We start from the raw sequence: 16671 nt of genomic DNA, 5'->3' as shown, positions 1-16671 counted from the left end.
AATTAAGACTCTTTCACTTTAAACAGTACGCTCATGCCCACTTTTAAATCTGCCATTGGCTGGGCAGGGGTGAGCCGAATCTTGAAACTGCGAATATCATAGCCACCGGTTTGGCGTGTGGTTTTAATGGTGGCGAATTCACCTTCGGCATCAATATTTTTGATCTTGAACAGGGCTTTCTTGTTCAAGGCAGGAATAAAACCTTCAATCGATTTAGCCTGATAGACTTGTGCATATTGATCTTCACGAATATTCAGGCTGACCCAGAGATCATCATCCTGAATAATACTGACGACTGGCACACCCATCGCCACCAGTTCTGACACCTTGCCATAGGTTTTGGAAACGGTGCCATTGATTGGCGAAACCAGTTGGGTTTCAGCTTGCAGTGCATTGGCCTCCGCAACCGCAGCTTTGGCAATTTCCACCTGTGCATCGGCGGAAGATTTTTGTTCAGAGGTACTGCCGCGTTTGGCACGTGCATACTGCTGATAAGCTGCTTCAGTCATTTGTGCGGAGGATCGTGCTGCAGCCTGCATTTCATCGCGGCGCTGGCGTGAAATGACGCCTTCTTTAAACAGCGTGGCTCCACGCTGATAGGTAGTTTGGGCCAATTCTTGCTGGGCTTTCATGGCCTGCCAGTTGGCATATAAACTGTCGATATTTTCCTGCTGGGAACCGCGATCCGCTGTGGATTGCAAGGCTAAAGCAGATTGCAGGCTTGCCAGCGCCTGCTGCTTTTTGGCTTCAACTTCAGGACTAAATAAGCGGACCAGTTGCTGACCTTTAACTACTTTCTGTCCATCATGGATAGAAATTTCTTCAATGCGGCTCGGTACTTTGGTACTGACATGGATGGTTTCCGCTTCAACCCGTCCTTGTAGCTCAACTTCTTTGGGTTGATAACTTTTCCATAAACCAAAGCCAATTAAACCCAGAAGTAAAATCATCAGTATGCCGCCCACAGCTTTTAACAAAGCAGATTTTTTTTCATTCTGAGCTGCAGGTTCAGTAGATGCAGATTGTTCCGCATAACTGAAAAACTCATTCTCTGTATTATTTTGCTGTTCAGATGTTTCTTGAGTATCGATTTTACTGCTTTGAGCCGAGATATTGCTAGAAGTGCCTTCTAATGAGGCATTTTCTACATCTTGATCAGGCTTGTTTTGATCTTGAGTCATGGTTTTCCCCATCAAAAATTAACGAATATAACTGGTATTGCTTTGGCTGACATAGCTTTGAAACTGCTCAATCGAGCCATGGCTTTGCAGTAAAGTAGCCAGGGACATCACATATTTATACGCATTCAATGCCATCTCACTTTTTAAAGCGCTCAAAGTATTTTGTGCATCAATCACCTGGGTGGCAGTGCCCATATCTTCTTTAAAAGATAAAGTCTGAATGCGCAGGTTTTCCTGGGCGGCTTTCAGATTTTGCTGTAACAGCTGATGACTTTGCTGGGCTGTAGTCGCTTCGCTATAGGACTTGTAAATAATATTTTCAATTTCCTGTTTGGTGCGTGCTGTCAGTAGTTCTGAGGCATAACGTTGCAATTCTGCGGCCTGAACATTTTTATTCTTATCAACCCCGGAAAACAGGTTATAACGTGCCGCTACACCAACAATCCAGTTTTGCTTTTCATCCAGAGTGTATTCGCCAAAGGCAAAAACATTGGGTTTTTTCGCGGCACTTTGTGCCTTGACATTGGCATTGGCCAGCTGGGTATCCATCTGCATTTTACGAATCAGGGCTGACTGCTCCGGATAACTTTTTAACAGCGCATTCAGATTTTGATTTTGACTGGAATTAACAAATAGCGGTGTGCTCAGTTCGGTAATCTGGCTGCGCTGTAGCAGGTTGTTGAGCTGAAACAGGCTGGATCTTAAATTGGCTTCGGCATTTTGTACACTACGCTCGGCATTGTTCTTGGCTACTTCAAACTGCATACGCTGGCCTTTGCTGATAAATCCCTGTTGTTCCAGCTTTAAAGCATTGCTGTAGTGGGTTTGCATGGCATTGAAGTTGGATTGACTGGAGGTCAAAAGTTGCTTTTGCAGTTGCGTATTAAAATAAGCCTGAATCAGTTCAAAGCGTTGTACATCTTGCTCCTGCTTGCTATTCAATTGGCTGCGCTGTGCCTTGATCTGCGCTATTTCCTTGGCACTTGAAGTCAGACCACCGCTATATAAAGGCATAATCACTGACACGGTCGGGCGGATGACCTGATCATCTAATGTAACGGTGGACTCATCTGGAATTAATCCCACGCCATCCTGTATAGGTTGTTTTAAACCTTCTTTTAATGGATCGGCAAAGCCGCCCAAATTGAGTTCATCAATTTTATTATTTACGCCATTGCTCAAGGACTGTTCTAAATTGTTTTTTAAAGCCCCAAGCGGAAGATCCACTTCATTATGAAAGGCATAAGCACGGACATTTAAATCGACACGGGGCAGGCCTAAACCTTGAATGGCTTCAGCTTCAAGTTGGGAAGCCTGCTGCAGAGCCTGATTGGCTTGGGTGGTATAAGAGTCTTTGAGAATGGTCTGTTCAGCCTGCACATAGCTGATACTTTCAGCGAAAACCTGTGAAGTAAAAATCACACCCGCAGTACAAATTCCAAAACGAAGATGATGGTGTATAAGTAGAGCAAGTTTCTTTGGTAATGCAGCTAAACGCAGTGACATCGATCAGACTCTCAATTTCTTTGTAACAATTATATTGCATAGATTGAATTGTATGTCTAATCAATAAGTTGTTGTATTGTTTAATATGCATTTGTATATCAATCACGTGACGAGATTCTAAAAACTCACATCTTGCAGTCTTTATTTGCAAAAGAGCAGCCCTAAGAGCTAGTTGTCCCTTTAAACTCTGGAACACAGATTGCAAAAGGATTTAGTAAAATCCACCTTCATTGAAATTTTGATTTTAAATGTCCGACAGCATTGAAATATTTTCAGGATAATTTACTGCAAGCTACGCCCATCTGTGGTTAAATGCCATCATTTTATTGTGTTTCACTTTGAAAGGAAAAATCATGCGCGCGTACAACTTCTGTGCTGGTCCTGCTGCATTACCTACTGCCGTTTTAGAACAAGCTCAGGCTGAATTGCTTGATTGGCATGGCAAAGGTCTTTCGATCATGGAAATGAGTCACCGTAGTCCTGACTATGTGGCTGTGGCAGAAAAAGCAGAGGCAGATTTGCGTAAACTGATGAACATTCCAGAGAACTACAAAGTATTGTTCTTGCAAGGTGGTGCTTCACTTCAATTCTCTGCTATTCCTTTAAACCTGTTGGGTAAAAACAGCAAGGCTGATTATATTCATACCGGAATCTGGTCAGAAAAAGCCCTGAAAGAAGCAAAACGTTATGGCGACATTAATGTTGTAGAAGCGGGTACCAGCATTAACGGTAAACTGGCGATTACAGAGCAAAGCAGCTGGAACCTGTCTGATGATGCAGCCTATGTGCATTATGCCGATAACGAAACTATTGGTGGTCTTCAGTTTGCGGGTATTCCTGAAACAGATAAACCACTAGTATGTGACTTTTCATCGAGCATTTTATCTGCGCCATTAGATGTATCCAAGTTCGGTTTAATCTACGCAGGTGCACAAAAGAATATTGGTCCTGCCGGCTTAACTTTAGTGATTATCCGCGAAGATTTACTCGATCAGGCCAAACCTGAAATTCCAAGCATTTTGAAATACTCAGATCAGGCGAAAAACGGGTCTATGGTCAACACACCATCAACCTATGCCTGGTACTTGTCTGGTCTGGTATTTGAATGGCTGCTTGAAAATGGCGGTGTCGATGCCATGCATCAGGTCAACCTTGAAAAAGCCAAGCTACTGTATGGTTATATCGATGCCAGCGATTTCTATGCCAACCCGATTGCAGAAGCAAATCGTTCAATCATGAATGTACCGTTTACCTTGGCAAAAGCTGAGCTTGAGAAACAATTCCTGAAAGAAGCTGAAGCGAATCATCTGCTTAACTTGGCAGGTCACCGTTCAGTGGGCGGTATGCGTGCCAGTATTTACAATGCTGTACCATTAGAAGGCGTACAGGCTCTGGTTAATTTTATGGATGACTTTGCCAAGCGCAATGGTTAATCCTTAAAGCTAAAAAAGCCCATCACATGATGGGCTTTTTATTGAATAGAATCTGGGTGTTGAAGATAAGATCGTTACAATCAGCTTAAAGAATAAAGTGATGCAAAAGGTAGGCAGACATAAACATGCCCAGTACAAAAAATAGGCATGAGATGGTGTCTAATTGGAAGCGTTTAACCAGTTGATGTTCAACTGTTTGTATATTTTCTTCTTGCACGATTTTCATGGAAACTCTATTCCGATTTATTTATCGTTAATTTATATTGCTAGTTTGTATTTTTAGCATAAAAGATTGATTAAATAAAGTACTAAATAAAAATATGTAATTAAAATATTTATTTTTATTTAGCAGAATAGCTGCTGGCTTTCAAATTCCTGTCACCACCGGGCTGTGCGGGATACATAGCTTAAAATAACTCATAAAAATATAATAGCTGAGCTAACGATTTAAAATAAAAGTTTGAATTTAAAACTGTGGATAAATGTATTTTAATTTGAATTTAAAAATATTAAATATAATGCGTTACTGTGGATAAATTTTGATCAAATTGAATCTGCAGATAATAAATACTACACATAAAAAAGCAGCGCCACAGGTGCAGGAATAATCATGCGATGGCGCTGCCTGTTGTAGCCAATTATTTTTTAGCGTAAATATTCACTTGAATCCATAAATTGCCACGAATGAATTGACCAATTTCAAAGTCTTTATGCGCCTGATTTTTGGTGGCAATACGAATTAATGTGGCTTCCTGATTTTCATCATGAATTAAGGCAACGTCATACAGGGTATATGGCTGATCCATAAAAGACATCGATGTTTTACCAACAATATTGCCCTGGAACCAGGCTTCATCTTCCTGTCCCATATTTTCACCATACAGATAGGCAACCATTTTGGAAAAATCGACGGTGACCGGGTCTTTATCATCTTCCGATTTGGGTTCCCAAGCATCAATCTGTTCTTGCAAATTGGCAGGTGCCACGCCGTTATTGCGCGCAAGAATGTCATTTAAGGCACGGTGATGCTTAATGGAAGCAGGATCATCGACCACCAGTTGTTCATGATCCGAAACAGCTTCCAGTTCATAGGCCCAGGCATTGAGCTGCGCAAGATAGGGTTGATCTTTTTCGTATTGACCATGATTGACGCTATATAGTGTGTCAAAGGCATAGACAATGGTATTGGCACCCAGGTTTAAACGTAGTACTGCCTGGGTGTTGGATTTACAGGTAATAATCCGTTCAATCGTAGCAGGCACCTTATACGGGCTTTCAAAACTTGGGAAGGCTGTTTTGACCGCTTGCGGTTTGTTATTTTCAACGGCAATGACTTGGGTCAATTTTACTGTGGCTTGCTTAGGTCCCTGAATCAGCCAGGCTGATGCGTCCATGTCGCATTCTTGTTTACATAAACCCATCGGCATGATTGGTGCATCCAGGGCCAGCCCTAGCCACTTGGGTACATCTGTAGCCGGATTTTCTGTGAGCAGATTCCAATGTTCGACATGACTGCCAAAGTTCTGATCTTCAATGGTGATCAGTTCCGGTCTATTTTGATTTTTCATATTCACAATCGAGGGTTGGGTTGTATTTATCTATTAAATCGAGGGTTATTGTTAAATTTCAAGTCAAATGGTGAAATTTAACCATTAAACTCAGTGAAATGTACTCAAATTCCTGAATTTGAATACGATGAAATCTGAAATTTCGTTAAGCAAATCATGAGCATCTTGGCGAAATCTAAAAATCGCGCACCAGCTGAATCGATTTAGCCATCCTCCTGTCACAGGGAATTTGCTAAACTAGGCATAATTATTTTTAAATATGGATGTGGTGTGCTGCCATTTAAACTTTGGGTGGATGCCGATGCATTGCCTAAAATCCTGCGTGAAGTGATCATTCGCGCTTCTGATCGTTATCAGCTGGAAGTGACGTTTGTCGCCAATCAAAATGTGGGGATTACCCCGTCAGTACGGATTAATTCCATTCAGGTCATGAGTGGGGCAGATGCTGCAGATAAAGAAATTATTGAACGTATGAAAGAGCATGATATTGTCATGACTCAAGATATTCCTCTGGCTGCTCAAGTCATTGAAAAAGGTGGAATTGCTATTCATCCTCGCGGTGAAATCTATACCACCGCCAATGTTAAAGCGCGTCTGCATTTACGTGATTTTATGGATTCATTACGCGGAGCAGGTGTCAATACGGGTGGTCCGCCACCGATTTCTGAACGAGATAAACGTGAATTTTCCAGTGCACTGGATCAAACCATTCAGAAACAGAAACGTAAAACTACACCGTAATTTGAGCTAATCATGCCGTCAAAAACCAACATCATGTCCACCTATGCCTTATTGGTATTTATCTGGGCAACCACACCTTTGGCAATCGTCTGGAGTGTTGCTGATCTGCATAGTTTATGGGCTTTGGCACTGCGCTTTTTTATTGCTTTGCCTTTAGCTGTGGGCTTGTTGGTATTTTTGAAAACCAGATTACCTTTGAATGCCATTTCCCTGCATAGTTATGTTGCAGGTGCCTGTAGTTTTATTGGTTCGCAAATTTTTACCTATTTGGCGACCGGCTATTTAAGCTCTGGCATTATTGCCTTGATGTTTGGTTTGGCACCGATCATGACCGGATTAATCGGACGTTTTGCTTTTAATATTCATTTACATCGCTTGCAATGGCTGGGGATGTGCATTGCGCTATTGGGACTCGGCACCATCTGTCTGGGAGGAAGTGACCAGCATGTCCAGCCGATGGGCATAGGGTTGATGCTGATCAGTGTTTTTGTGTATTGCGCCTCCCTTTTTTGGGTCAAAAAGGTCAATGCACCGTTGAAACCCATGGCGCAGGCGACGGGCTCCATTTTGGTCTCTAGCCTGTTTGCACTGTGCATGCTGCCCTTGATCTGGCAGCATGCACCAGATCATATCCCCAATACAAAGGCATTGATCGGGCTGTTTTATGCGGTCATTATGGCTTCACTGCTCGCCATGTTCTGTTATTTCAAACTGGTACAAAATATCAAGGCGACCACGTTATCTTTGACCACCGTGTTGACGCCCATGTTAGCTCTGCTGTTTGGTGCTGTGCTGAATGATGAAAAATTATCGGTGATGGTTTTTGTGGGATCCTTTATTTTATTGTTTGGCCTGTTCGTTTATTTTTATCGTGATCTTAAGGCGAGCCAGAATCTCGCCACTAAGATCAAATCTAACCTTCAGTCTAAAGGTTAAATAACTAGTCTTTATTTTTGCTCACGATTACACATTCGGCCAGTTTTACCCGGTCTTGTGGGTGTAAGGTAATAAAATAGGCACCGGTGCGGAACTTACCGTTATCTTCTGCACGGCTATAGACGACCTGAGCAGTTGCGGCAATATGGAAGAAATTTTCAGGGTGGCTTAAAGTCACATGAATATAAGTACCTTCCTGAATCGGGCGATCATTAAAGAAACTGAAACCTGTTTCGGAAAAATTGACATGTTCCGGGATTGGTAACATGGATTGTACAATTGCATCGTACAAAGAACCGGTAATAAGGTTTAATTTCTGGTTGAATAAGGATAATATTCTAGCAATTTGTTGATCTTTTTCAGTTAATTGTTCTAATTCGTAGTTTACTGCGTGATCAAATTGATCTAATTCTGCGAGTAGTAGAAAATAGCGGGGCAGCACAAAGTTAGGATCATAAGGGTCATTAAGTGCGACATCATCAGAAATAATCTGATAATTAATTCGCAAGGCAGCATCGATTCGCGACATAACGCGGCGTTCCATATTGCCGCTTTGATGCTGTAAATTTTCCATAATTATTCCTCGGACTAAATGGTATGTTTAAACCAATCTCGCTGTACATAGGGTTGAGATATACTCGCGCACGGCGTAGTAACCACTTTATTTCTTTTATTGCTTTGGTGTCTATGATCGGTCTCACCCTAGGGGTGGCTGTATTAATTACTGTGTTATCGGTAATGAATGGCTTTGACCGAGAGCTGAAAAACCGTGTCTTGGGAATGATACCTCAAGCTACTGTTTCTTCAACACAAATTTTAACAGATTGGCCGGAACTTGCAAAAAAAGTTGAACAGCATGAACATGTCAAAGGTGTAGCACCATTTACCCAGTTACAGGGCATGCTAACTGCACAGGGCCAAGTGGCTGGAATTATGGTCACGGGCATTGAACCTGAATACGAAAAGAAAGTGTCCATTATCCAGAATCACATGATTGCGGGAAGTATTGATAGTCTGAAAAAAGGTGAATTTGGCATTGTTTTAGGTAAACAAATGACCGATTCACTGGGTTTGGGATTAAACGACAATATTACTTTAGTGCTTCCTGAGGCAACGCCGTCTCCTGCAGGAGTGGTGCCACGTTTCAAGCGTTTTAAGATTGTCGGTATTTTCAGTATCGGAGCTGAAGTAGATTCGATGATGGGTTATATCGCCCTGAACGATGCTTCAACTTTATTGCGCTTGCCGGATGGTGCCCAAGGTGTCCGTTTAAAACTGGATGATATTTTCCTGGCGCCTGAAGTGGCTGATGATATTGTTAAAGATCTGCCAAGCAATTTTTATGCATCGAACTGGACCTTTACCCACGGGAATTTGTTCAGCGCCATTCAGATGGAAAAAGCCATGGTCAGCTTGCTACTGTTCCTGATTGTACTGGTGGCTGTATTTAATATTGTGTCCTCACTGGTGATGGTGGTGACTGACAAAAAGTCCGATATTGCAATTCTGCGTACCTTAGGTGCTTCACCTTCAACCATTACCCGAATTTTTATGGTACAGGGCACCATCATTGGAGTGATCGGGACTGTTTCCGGTGCTATTTTGGGGATTATCTTCGCTTCGAGTATCAGTGGTTTGATCGGTTGGTTGAATACCGCATTCGGTTTGAACCTGTTTGATGCTTATTTCATTAATTACTTGCCGTCTTATTTACGCTGGCAAGATGTCGTGGTGATTGTGAGCCTGTCCTTGGTTCTAAGTTTCCTTGCCACAATTTATCCGGCATTCCGTGCTGCCAAAACTCAACCAGCTGAGGCCTTACGTTATGAGTAATATTGTCCTCGAAGCGAAAAATATCTCGAAAAGTTTTACTGACGGCAAGACTACGGTAGAAGTGATTAAAAATTTGTCCTTGCAGGTCAAAAAAGGCGAGTTTGTTTCTATTGTCGGTTCCAGTGGTTCCGGTAAAAGTACCTTACTGCATGTGCTGGGTGGTCTGGATTGTCCTACTGAAGGGCAGGTCTTCTTAAACGACAAGCGCTTTGATAGTTTAGGTGAAGCTGAACGTGGTTATTTGCGAAATCAGCATTTGGGCTTTGTTTATCAGTTTCATCATCTATTGCCGGAGTTTACGGCGTTGGAAAATGTGGCTATGCCATTGATGCTGCGTGCAGGAACGACCTATAAGCAATCTAAAGAACAGGCTGAATACCTGCTCAATCGGGTTGGATTATCGCATCGTATGACCCATAAACCGGGTGAGCTGTCTGGCGGTGAACGTCAGCGTGTTGCCTTGGCACGTGCTCTGGTGGCTAAACCGGAACTGATGCTGGCGGATGAACCGACCGGTAACCTGGACCGTAAAACGGCGGTGAAAATTTTTGAACTGCTGAGCGAATTACGTAATGAGTTCAATATGGCGATGCTGATTGTGACCCACGATGAACAGCTGGCACAAACTGCCGATTCGATCTTGCATATGCAAGACGGTGTCTGGATTGATGATTAAGGGTTTGTTAACATTTCATAAAGGGTTTGCGTTGTAAGCTCCAATTAAACAATGAGATATAACAGCGTAAAAATGAAATGCAAAGAAGGGCATATATTTAAATTTGATGACAAGGTTTAAGCTAATCTTCGCTTTCAACCCTTCGGGACGTGAATATTTTTTGATGCTACATCGTTGTGAACTACTCATTTAGAATGACTAAATTTCGTATTTCACGCCTTGTATCATCTAAAAAATACTCGTCGTCGCAAACATAGACGAAGTGTCAACCAACCCTAGACACTGATCGACAAATTTAAAAAATAATTGAAGCTCACTGCGGTGGGCTTTAATATTGCCAAAAATAAAAAAATTATAATCACAATGATTCAAATCATATGTATTGGCTGGGTACTGGGTATTGCAACCATGGGAAAAACCTTCCCGATCTTGCAGTCTTTATTCATTCCCTGTATCGCTCTTTTTACCCTGACTCTTATTTTAAAGTGGACTGTTTTTAAACAGGTTCATTCCTTGGGATTTAATTTTTTACAGCTTTGTGTGGGATTAAGTCTCGGGATCACACTCGGCTATAGTTATGCTGATCCTCAACTGAGTGAACGCTTACTGCTTCGAGAACAGCAGACTGAACAGGTGGAAGTAATTGCCTATATTAAAAACCTGAATGAAGAAGGCGATCAGACCATCCAGCAAAAAATACAGGTGCTGAACCGTCATAGAGAAGTGGTGCAGTGGCAGGCATTTTTAAGAAATGAAGCAAATCCAAGTTCATCTTCCGTACTTGAATTGGGTCAATATTACCGTTTGCAGGGACAAATTCTGCCCGCCCATAGTTATGCCACTGAGGGTGTTTTTGATCAGGAGAAATGGTATATCCAGCAAAATGTCATGTCCGGATTTAAGGTTAATGCAATAGAAAGGTTGTCAGAACAACAGGTGGCGGCTTTGGGTTATGGAAAATACCTAAGACAACAAGCTTCTGTTTCCAGTCAGATTCAGCTGTGGGTCGAACAGCAGCGTTTGGCGTTACGCTATTTTATCAGGCAGCAGCCGGTGCAGCATAAAGGTTTGATGCTGGCTTTATTGACTGGGGACAAAAGCTTACTGGATACAGCAACCGAGCAACTGTTTCAGCGCTTTGGCATGAGTCATTTATTGGCCATCTCTGGGCCGCATGTGCTGATTTTTGCCGTATTGCTGTGCTGGAGTTTACATCAGCTGATTCGTCGTTATCGACCCCAGCTCTATTTAAAATGGCCTAAGCAATATCTGCTGATCTGGCCTTTTTGTATTAGCGTAGCGTTGTACTGTGCATTTGTCGGCTTTGAAATTCCGGCGTTAAGAACGCTGTTGAGCTGCTTATTGATCAGTGTTTTTATCTTGTTCAAACACAAGGTCCGGCCGCTTAATATTTTACTTTTTAGTGCATCAATCCTGTTAATTTTTGACCCTTTCAGTATTTTATCGGCCGCGTTCTGGCTGTCTTATGGTGCATGCTTTGTGTTACTGCGAATTTATCAGACCGTGCAGCAGCAAAGTGGCACAGATGAGCTGAAGACTAGAATTCAATACCTCAAAATGCAGTTGAAGCTCTTAATCGAATCGCAATGGAAAATATTTCTAGCCTTATTTCCACTGATGATCCTGTTCTTTAAACAGATGGCATGGATTACGCCACTGAGCAATTTATTTGCCATTCCCTGGATTGGTCTGGTGATTGTTCCATTGGATCTGCTTGCAGCGCTGTGCTATTTCATTGCTGAACCTTTGGGCAGTCTGGTTTTTCAAATCAATGATCAGTGTCTAGCTGCTTTGCTGTTGTTAATGCAACTTTTAGATCGGCTGATTGCCCCGACATTACAACCGATTGCCATGAATTCTGTCGTATGGTTCAGTGTGTGTCTAGGCTTGATCATCCTGTTTTTACCGCGCAATGTGTTGCCTAAAACCTGGGCTGTATTGTGTTTTATGCCTTTGATTGCTCTAGACAGCAGTAAAAACGAATTTGAACTGAATGTCTTGGATGTGGGACAAGGACAGGCGATTTTTATCCGTGATCATGAGCAAACCCTGATGATAGACATGGGCGGAAATTATGATGAAAGTAAATTTAGTATTGGCAAGCAAATCATTTTGCCCTTTTTATCGGTGCAGGGTGTGAGCGAGTTGAATCAACTCATATTGACTCATCTGGATCAGGATCATAAAGGCGGTTATGAGTCGATCAAACAGCAATTACCCATCAGGCAAGTCTATTCAAATGAACAGCTTGAAGTGGCTGCTTCCAGCCGGTTTGATTATTGTCATCAAGGACAAAACTGGCAGTGGGGTGATCGGGTAAACATGACCGTATTGTCACCCAAAACCGAAAATCTGGTCTATGCCAACGCTGAGAAAAATGAAATGTCCTGTGTGATGTATGTGCAGGTGAAACATGCCCAACCTTATCAAAATTTTTTACTGATGGGAGATGCAGGTTGGCAAACGGAATATCAAATTCTGCAGGATTATCCGGATTTAAAAGTTGATGTGCTGGTTTTGGGGCATCATGGCAGTCGGCACAGCTCAGCCTACGCTTTTTTAAAGCAATTAAAACCGAAAGTGGTGATTGCATCGGCAGGGTTTCATAACCGCTATGGTCATCCCAGCGAAATAACACTGCAACGTCTCAAGCAGTTGAATATTCCGGTATTGAGCACAGTACAGCAGGGCAGTATTCAGTTTATCAGACAGACTAATGGACAGATGCAATTACATTACGCGCGTGAACAAAGACAATGGTTAAAACGTGCAACAGCCAAGCTTAAATCATAAAGCTTAATTATAAGACCTGCTCATTTGCTAATGGAATTGCTGTATTTTGAGCTGCTGTCTCGGCACGGACTTTAGCAACCAGTTCTAAAGCTTCTGGTTTCTTAAGATAGTACAGTGCATCTAATTCGGGACTGGCTTTGAAGCGTTTATAGCTCCAGTGGTAATGCTCAGGATAACGACGGATCAGGTTTTCAATCGCTTGGAAAATAATGCCGGTGCCTTGATTGGTATCGACTGTATAAATGCGATCATCAATCGCTTCAAAATGCAAATCAAAGCCCTGATCATCATTGCGCAGTGCATATAAAAACAATGTTTTGGCCTTGGTTTTTTGAATCAGTTTGGCACTCAAATTACTGGTCGCCAAAGGGAGTCCAAAATAAGGAATCATTTCACCGCCAACATTGGGTGTGTGGTCCGGCAAAATAACCGTCGTTCCGCCTTGCTTTAAGGCTTTAAAAATCTGGCGAACTCCGGATTCATCGGTAGGTACTAAAGTTGCCTGTTCACGACTGCGCGCGTTACGCACAAACAGATCGGCCGCTTCATTTTTTACCGGCTTATACATGATGGTCATTTTAGTAAATTGAGCAATATAAGCATTCATGATTTCCCAGGTACCAAAATGCGGAACAATTAACACCACACCTTTGTTTTCTGCCAGTGCATCCAGAAGCAGCTGCTTGCCATGAACTTTGTGAATGCGCGCAAGATTGGCTTCATTGCTGGAACCCCAGATACTGAAGAACTCAAAATAAGAGATCAGTTCATTGCGGATGGCTTGAGCGGTAATTTTTTCCCGTTCTGCATCGCTCAGTTCGGGCAGGGCAATATTTAAATTCAGTCGAATGGTTTCTGAAGTTTTTGAAATTTTAAGGGCATTGACCAGACCCGCTAAACCACGAGCTATAAATCGAGAAATTTGAATAGGTTGTCGGCTAATAAAATGTAAAAGACGATATGTTGTATTCTGGGAGCTTCGATCGGTCATTGTTGTATTGTCAATTACATTATGAATGGAAAAGATAAATTTATTATAAGGGAAAACCGATAATTTAGACAGATTTAACCCGATCAGTGTATATAATGAGTCCAATTTAATTCAACATTGGATCGTTTTTCATGTCCGATTGGCCACCAAAACCAGAAAATGAAATTCAAAACATACAACCCAATCCGCAAAATATAACTGGAAAAGAATGGCACATTTTAGAAAAAGCCGTTTTAGCCTCTGTAGAAGAACAGCGCCGTGCACGCCGTTGGGGCATCTTTTTTAAATTTTTAACTTTTGCTTATATCCTGTTTATTTTGGTACTACTGGCTAAAAGCTGCAGTACTTCAACGACAGATCCAACAGCGACAACCAGTTCGCATATTGCCGTGGTCGACATTATTGGCACCATTGCTGCAGACAAGCAAAGCGTGAATAGCACCGATACAGTCAAAGCACTGAAGAAGGCTTTTGAAAATAAACAAAGTAAAGCGGTAGTTTTAAATATTAATTCTCCAGGTGGCTCACCTGTTCAATCGGATGAAATCTGGCAGGAAATTCAATATTTGAAGAAAGCCCATACAGACAAAAAACTGTATGCAATCATTGGTGATACAGGTGCCTCAGGTGCATATTACATTGCCTCTGCTGCAGATGAGATCATTGTCAATCCTTCAAGTCTAGTTGGTTCTATTGGTGTGATTATGCCGAACTACGGAGTAACAGGTTTAATGCAGAAACTGGGCGTTGAAGACCGCACCATGACTTCAGGTGAAAATAAAGCTCTTTTATCGATGACTCAGCCGGTAGATGCTACACAAAAGGCCCACGTACAAGGGGTGCTGGATAATGTGCACGACCATTTTATCAATGCCGTGAAACAGGGCCGTGGGAAAAAATTGAAATCGACTGATCCTGCAATCTTCTCAGGTTTGTTCTGGACAGGTGAACAGGCGGTGAAATTGGGCATTGCAGACCGTACCGGTAGTTTAAATAGCTTAAAACGTGAACTGAAAGTAGAAAAAGCGGTGAATTACACCATCGAATATAGTCCTTTCGATTCAGTTCTGGGACGTGTGGGAAGTTCAATGGGGCAGGGTTTTGCCAGCTCAATTTCACAGCAAGTACAATCTGAACAAACGACAAAATTGCAATGAAACCACTGATCCACTTTGCGCACGCCAATGGCGTGCCATCGAAGGTCTATCAAAAACTGTTTGATGGACTGAAAGATGAATATGACATTATTTACGTGCCCTTGCTTGGTCCGGACAAGCGTTATCCTATAGACAATCACTGGCACAGCTTAACTAATCAGGTGATTGACAGCATTACGCGCCAAGCTCAGGGACGCAAAGTCATCGGCCTTGGCCATTCTTTGGGATCGGTGCTGACTTTTCAGGCGGCCTTAAAACGTCCTGAGCTGTTTGAACAGGTCATTATGATTGATCCGCCCTTAATTATGGGCAAAGACGGCTTTGCTTTGCATGTAGCCAAAACCTTAAAGTTAAAGGCTGTGGATAAGATGTCGCCGGCATCTTTATCCTTACGTCGTCGAGATCATTGGGAAAGTCGGGAACAGGCCGCTGAATTGCTTCGTTCTAAAGGCTTTTATCAACATTTTGATGAAGAATGTTTCCAGGCCTATATCGATCATGCTTTAACAGAAGACAAGCTGCGAGGCGGTGTGGAGTTGACTATTTCCAAAATGGATGAGGTGAATATTTTCAGAACCAATCCATCATTGTGGTGGCTGCCACAGCCAAAACTTCAAGTGCCTGTCCAGCTGCTGATAGCTGAGAAAGGGCCATTTATTGCACGTGGCTTTCCGCAAATAGCGAAAAAGAAGTTTGGTATTCCGTATACAGTTGTTCCGGGAAGTCATATGTTTCCGCTGGAAAAACCGCTAGAGACCGTAGAATTGATTAAGCAATTGATTCAACAGCAGGCAGCGTAATTTCTGCGCCAGTTGATCAATAAAAAATCAAGCCATAAAAAAACGCATCCTCAGATGCGTTTTTTTATATTGTAACCATTTTTAAATCTTGCAGAACTGCACCGGCTCAATCATGGCTTGACCACGATACAATACACCTTGTTCAGTATGCTGAATTGTACCCGTACAAATCCATTCTACTACTTGCGGATAAATCAGATGTTCAAGCACATGCACACGATTGGCAAGACTGATGACATTGTCATGCAGATTTACTTTTAACACGCCTTGAGCAAGTGCCTGTCCTGCATCCAGTTCAGCAGTGACATAGTGAACCGTACAGCCATGCAAAACATCACCGGTGTTCAGTACACGTTGATGGGTATGCATACCTTTGTAATTTGGTAAGAGAGAAGGGTGAATGTTGATCATTTTCCCTTCCCAAGCTTTGACAAACTTGGCACTCAAGATGCGCATAAAGCCTGCCAGCACCACTAAATCAACATCCCAGTCGAGTAATTGCTGATGCATGACATCATCAAAGGCTTCCCGATTCGGATATTGCTTGTGTTCAATAACGGCGGTTTTAATTCCTGCTTTTCCAGCGCGTTCTAAAGCATAAGCTTCAGGTTTATTGGAAATAACCCCGGCAATTTGACCTGAAAGATTGGCATCAATCAGAGCTTGCAGGTTACTTCCACTTCCTGAAACCAGGACAGCAATTTTAATCATGCGAAGTACTTATGCAAAAACCACACGGATTTTTTCGTCAGCACCTTCAACGGATTCAGCATTATCAACAATGTGACCCATAGTCCATGCTTTTTCGCCCAAGCTATTCAGCAATTCAACAGTTTTGTCAGCATCTGCTGCGTCAACAGCCAGTACCATACCTACGCCACAGTTAAATGTGCGGTACATTTCGAACTGTTCTACACCACCTTCACGTTGAAGCAGTTTGAACAATTCTGGCCATTGCCAAGATGATTCATTAATCACTGCCTGAGCGCCATTAGGAAGTACGCGCGGTAAGTTACCCGGTAAGCCGCCACCTGT

16 protein-coding genes are annotated in these 16671 nt (G+C 42.4%); 8 read left to right on the top strand and 8 right to left on the bottom strand.

Annotation, left to right across the window (positions count from 1 at the left end):
- Positions 1 to 2: 2 nt before the first annotated feature.
- Entirely contained in the window at positions 3 to 1181 is a 1179-nt protein-coding gene (locus B4C48_RS06300; RefSeq protein ID WP_291354759.1) for an HlyD family secretion protein, read from the bottom strand.
- Between the two features lie 18 nt (positions 1182 to 1199).
- Complete coding sequence (locus B4C48_RS06295; protein ID WP_291354758.1) at positions 1200 to 2687, bottom strand: TolC family protein; 1488 nt, start codon at positions 2685 to 2687, stop codon at positions 1200 to 1202.
- Positions 2688 to 3040: 353 nt separating this feature from the next.
- On the opposite strand from B4C48_RS06295, the gene serC reads away from it, so the two are divergent.
- Positions 3041 to 4120, top strand: a complete 1080-nt coding sequence (gene serC, locus B4C48_RS06290; RefSeq protein WP_291354757.1) for a 3-phosphoserine/phosphohydroxythreonine transaminase — start codon at positions 3041 to 3043, stop codon at positions 4118 to 4120.
- Between the two features lie 85 nt (positions 4121 to 4205).
- Here serC and B4C48_RS06285 read toward each other — a convergent pair whose 3' ends face one another.
- Complete coding sequence (locus tag B4C48_RS06285) at positions 4206 to 4346, bottom strand: hypothetical protein (protein ID WP_291354756.1); 141 nt, start codon at positions 4344 to 4346, stop codon at positions 4206 to 4208.
- A 412-nt stretch (positions 4347 to 4758) separates the two neighbouring features.
- The gene (locus tag B4C48_RS06280) at positions 4759 to 5688 is read right to left on the bottom strand and encodes a hypothetical protein (protein WP_291354755.1); all 930 of its coding nucleotides are present in this window, start codon (positions 5686 to 5688) and stop codon (positions 4759 to 4761) included.
- Between the two features lie 270 nt (positions 5689 to 5958).
- On the opposite strand from B4C48_RS06280, the gene B4C48_RS06275 reads away from it, so the two are divergent.
- Both B4C48_RS06275 and B4C48_RS06270 read left to right on the top strand, forming a co-directional pair.
- Positions 5959 to 6429, top strand: coding sequence for a YaiI/YqxD family protein (locus B4C48_RS06275; protein WP_291354754.1), 471 nt, complete (start codon positions 5959 to 5961; stop codon positions 6427 to 6429).
- Between the two features lie 12 nt (positions 6430 to 6441).
- On the top strand, positions 6442 to 7365 hold the full coding sequence (locus B4C48_RS06270; protein WP_291354753.1) for a DMT family transporter: 924 nt from the start codon (positions 6442 to 6444) through the stop codon (positions 7363 to 7365).
- Positions 7366 to 7369: 4 nt separating this feature from the next.
- Here the strand turns inward: B4C48_RS06270 and B4C48_RS06265 are convergent, their stop codons facing one another.
- Positions 7370 to 7939, bottom strand: a complete 570-nt coding sequence (locus B4C48_RS06265) for a PilZ domain-containing protein (RefSeq protein WP_291354752.1) — start codon at positions 7937 to 7939, stop codon at positions 7370 to 7372.
- Positions 7940 to 7962: 23 nt separating this feature from the next.
- On the opposite strand from B4C48_RS06265, the gene B4C48_RS06260 reads away from it, so the two are divergent.
- From B4C48_RS06260 to B4C48_RS06250, 3 genes are all read left to right on the top strand, one after another.
- Positions 7963 to 9198: a lipoprotein-releasing ABC transporter permease subunit gene (locus B4C48_RS06260; RefSeq protein WP_291354751.1), complete on the top strand. Its 1236-nt coding sequence runs from the start codon at positions 7963 to 7965 to the stop codon at positions 9196 to 9198.
- Entirely contained in the window at positions 9191 to 9874 is a 684-nt protein-coding gene (gene lolD / locus B4C48_RS06255) for a lipoprotein-releasing ABC transporter ATP-binding protein LolD (protein WP_291354750.1), read from the top strand. Before B4C48_RS06260 ends, lolD begins: the two co-directional genes overlap by 8 nt.
- Before the next feature lie 363 nt (positions 9875 to 10237).
- On the top strand, positions 10238 to 12688 hold the full coding sequence (locus B4C48_RS06250) for a DNA internalization-related competence protein ComEC/Rec2 (protein WP_291354749.1): 2451 nt from the start codon (positions 10238 to 10240) through the stop codon (positions 12686 to 12688).
- A gap of 7 nt (positions 12689 to 12695) precedes the next feature.
- Here B4C48_RS06250 and B4C48_RS06245 read toward each other — a convergent pair whose 3' ends face one another.
- The gene (locus B4C48_RS06245; RefSeq protein ID WP_291354748.1) at positions 12696 to 13679 is read right to left on the bottom strand and encodes a lysophospholipid acyltransferase family protein; all 984 of its coding nucleotides are present in this window, start codon (positions 13677 to 13679) and stop codon (positions 12696 to 12698) included.
- A 131-nt stretch (positions 13680 to 13810) separates the two neighbouring features.
- On the opposite strand from B4C48_RS06245, the gene sppA reads away from it, so the two are divergent.
- Complete coding sequence (gene sppA, locus B4C48_RS06240; protein WP_291354747.1) at positions 13811 to 14836, top strand: signal peptide peptidase SppA; 1026 nt, start codon at positions 13811 to 13813, stop codon at positions 14834 to 14836.
- Complete coding sequence (locus tag B4C48_RS06235) at positions 14833 to 15636, top strand: alpha/beta fold hydrolase (RefSeq protein WP_291354746.1); 804 nt, start codon at positions 14833 to 14835, stop codon at positions 15634 to 15636. The genes sppA and B4C48_RS06235 overlap by 4 nt, the downstream gene beginning before the upstream one ends.
- A gap of 81 nt (positions 15637 to 15717) precedes the next feature.
- On the opposite strand, the gene purN is transcribed toward B4C48_RS06235, so the two are convergent.
- Entirely contained in the window at positions 15718 to 16347 is a 630-nt protein-coding gene (gene purN / locus B4C48_RS06230) for a phosphoribosylglycinamide formyltransferase (protein WP_291354745.1), read from the bottom strand.
- A 9-nt stretch (positions 16348 to 16356) separates the two neighbouring features.
- Positions 16357 to 16671, bottom strand: a 315-nt coding sequence (locus B4C48_RS06225; protein ID WP_291354744.1) for an AIR synthase-related protein, incomplete at its 5' end; no start/stop codon positions are given.

Origin of the sequence: Acinetobacter sp. UBA3106 (genome assembly GCA_002365595.1) — a bacterium.
Lineage (GTDB): Bacteria > Pseudomonadota > Gammaproteobacteria > Pseudomonadales > Moraxellaceae > Acinetobacter.
This window is presented reverse-complemented; position numbering and strand designations above follow the sequence as displayed.

Excerpts from the sequence above, each read along its gene's own strand:
- B4C48_RS06295 (WP_291354758.1), bottom strand. The coding sequence starts at position 2,687 with ATGTCACTGCGTTTAGCTGCATTACCAAAGAAACTTGCTCTACTTATA.
- B4C48_RS06235 (WP_291354746.1), top strand. The coding sequence starts at position 14,833 with ATGAAACCACTGATCCACTTTGCGCACGCCAATGGCGTGCCATCGAAG.
- B4C48_RS06270 (WP_291354753.1), top strand. The coding sequence starts at position 6,442 with ATGCCGTCAAAAACCAACATCATGTCCACCTATGCCTTATTGGTATTT.
- B4C48_RS06265 (WP_291354752.1), bottom strand. The coding sequence starts at position 7,939 with ATGGAAAATTTACAGCATCAAAGCGGCAATATGGAACGCCGCGTTATG.
- B4C48_RS06300 (WP_291354759.1), bottom strand. The coding sequence starts at position 1,181 with ATGACTCAAGATCAAAACAAGCCTGATCAAGATGTAGAAAATGCCTCA.
- B4C48_RS06285 (WP_291354756.1), bottom strand. The coding sequence starts at position 4,346 with ATGAAAATCGTGCAAGAAGAAAATATACAAACAGTTGAACATCAACTG.
- B4C48_RS06260 (WP_291354751.1), top strand. The coding sequence starts at position 7,963 with ATGTTTAAACCAATCTCGCTGTACATAGGGTTGAGATATACTCGCGCA.
- purN (WP_291354745.1), bottom strand. The coding sequence starts at position 16,347 with ATGATTAAAATTGCTGTCCTGGTTTCAGGAAGTGGAAGTAACCTGCAA.
- B4C48_RS06280 (WP_291354755.1), bottom strand. The coding sequence starts at position 5,688 with ATGAAAAATCAAAATAGACCGGAACTGATCACCATTGAAGATCAGAAC.
- serC (WP_291354757.1), top strand. The coding sequence starts at position 3,041 with ATGCGCGCGTACAACTTCTGTGCTGGTCCTGCTGCATTACCTACTGCC.
- sppA (WP_291354747.1), top strand. The coding sequence starts at position 13,811 with ATGTCCGATTGGCCACCAAAACCAGAAAATGAAATTCAAAACATACAA.
- lolD (WP_291354750.1), top strand. The coding sequence starts at position 9,191 with ATGAGTAATATTGTCCTCGAAGCGAAAAATATCTCGAAAAGTTTTACT.
- B4C48_RS06245 (WP_291354748.1), bottom strand. The coding sequence starts at position 13,679 with ATGACCGATCGAAGCTCCCAGAATACAACATATCGTCTTTTACATTTT.
- B4C48_RS06250 (WP_291354749.1), top strand. The coding sequence starts at position 10,238 with ATGATTCAAATCATATGTATTGGCTGGGTACTGGGTATTGCAACCATG.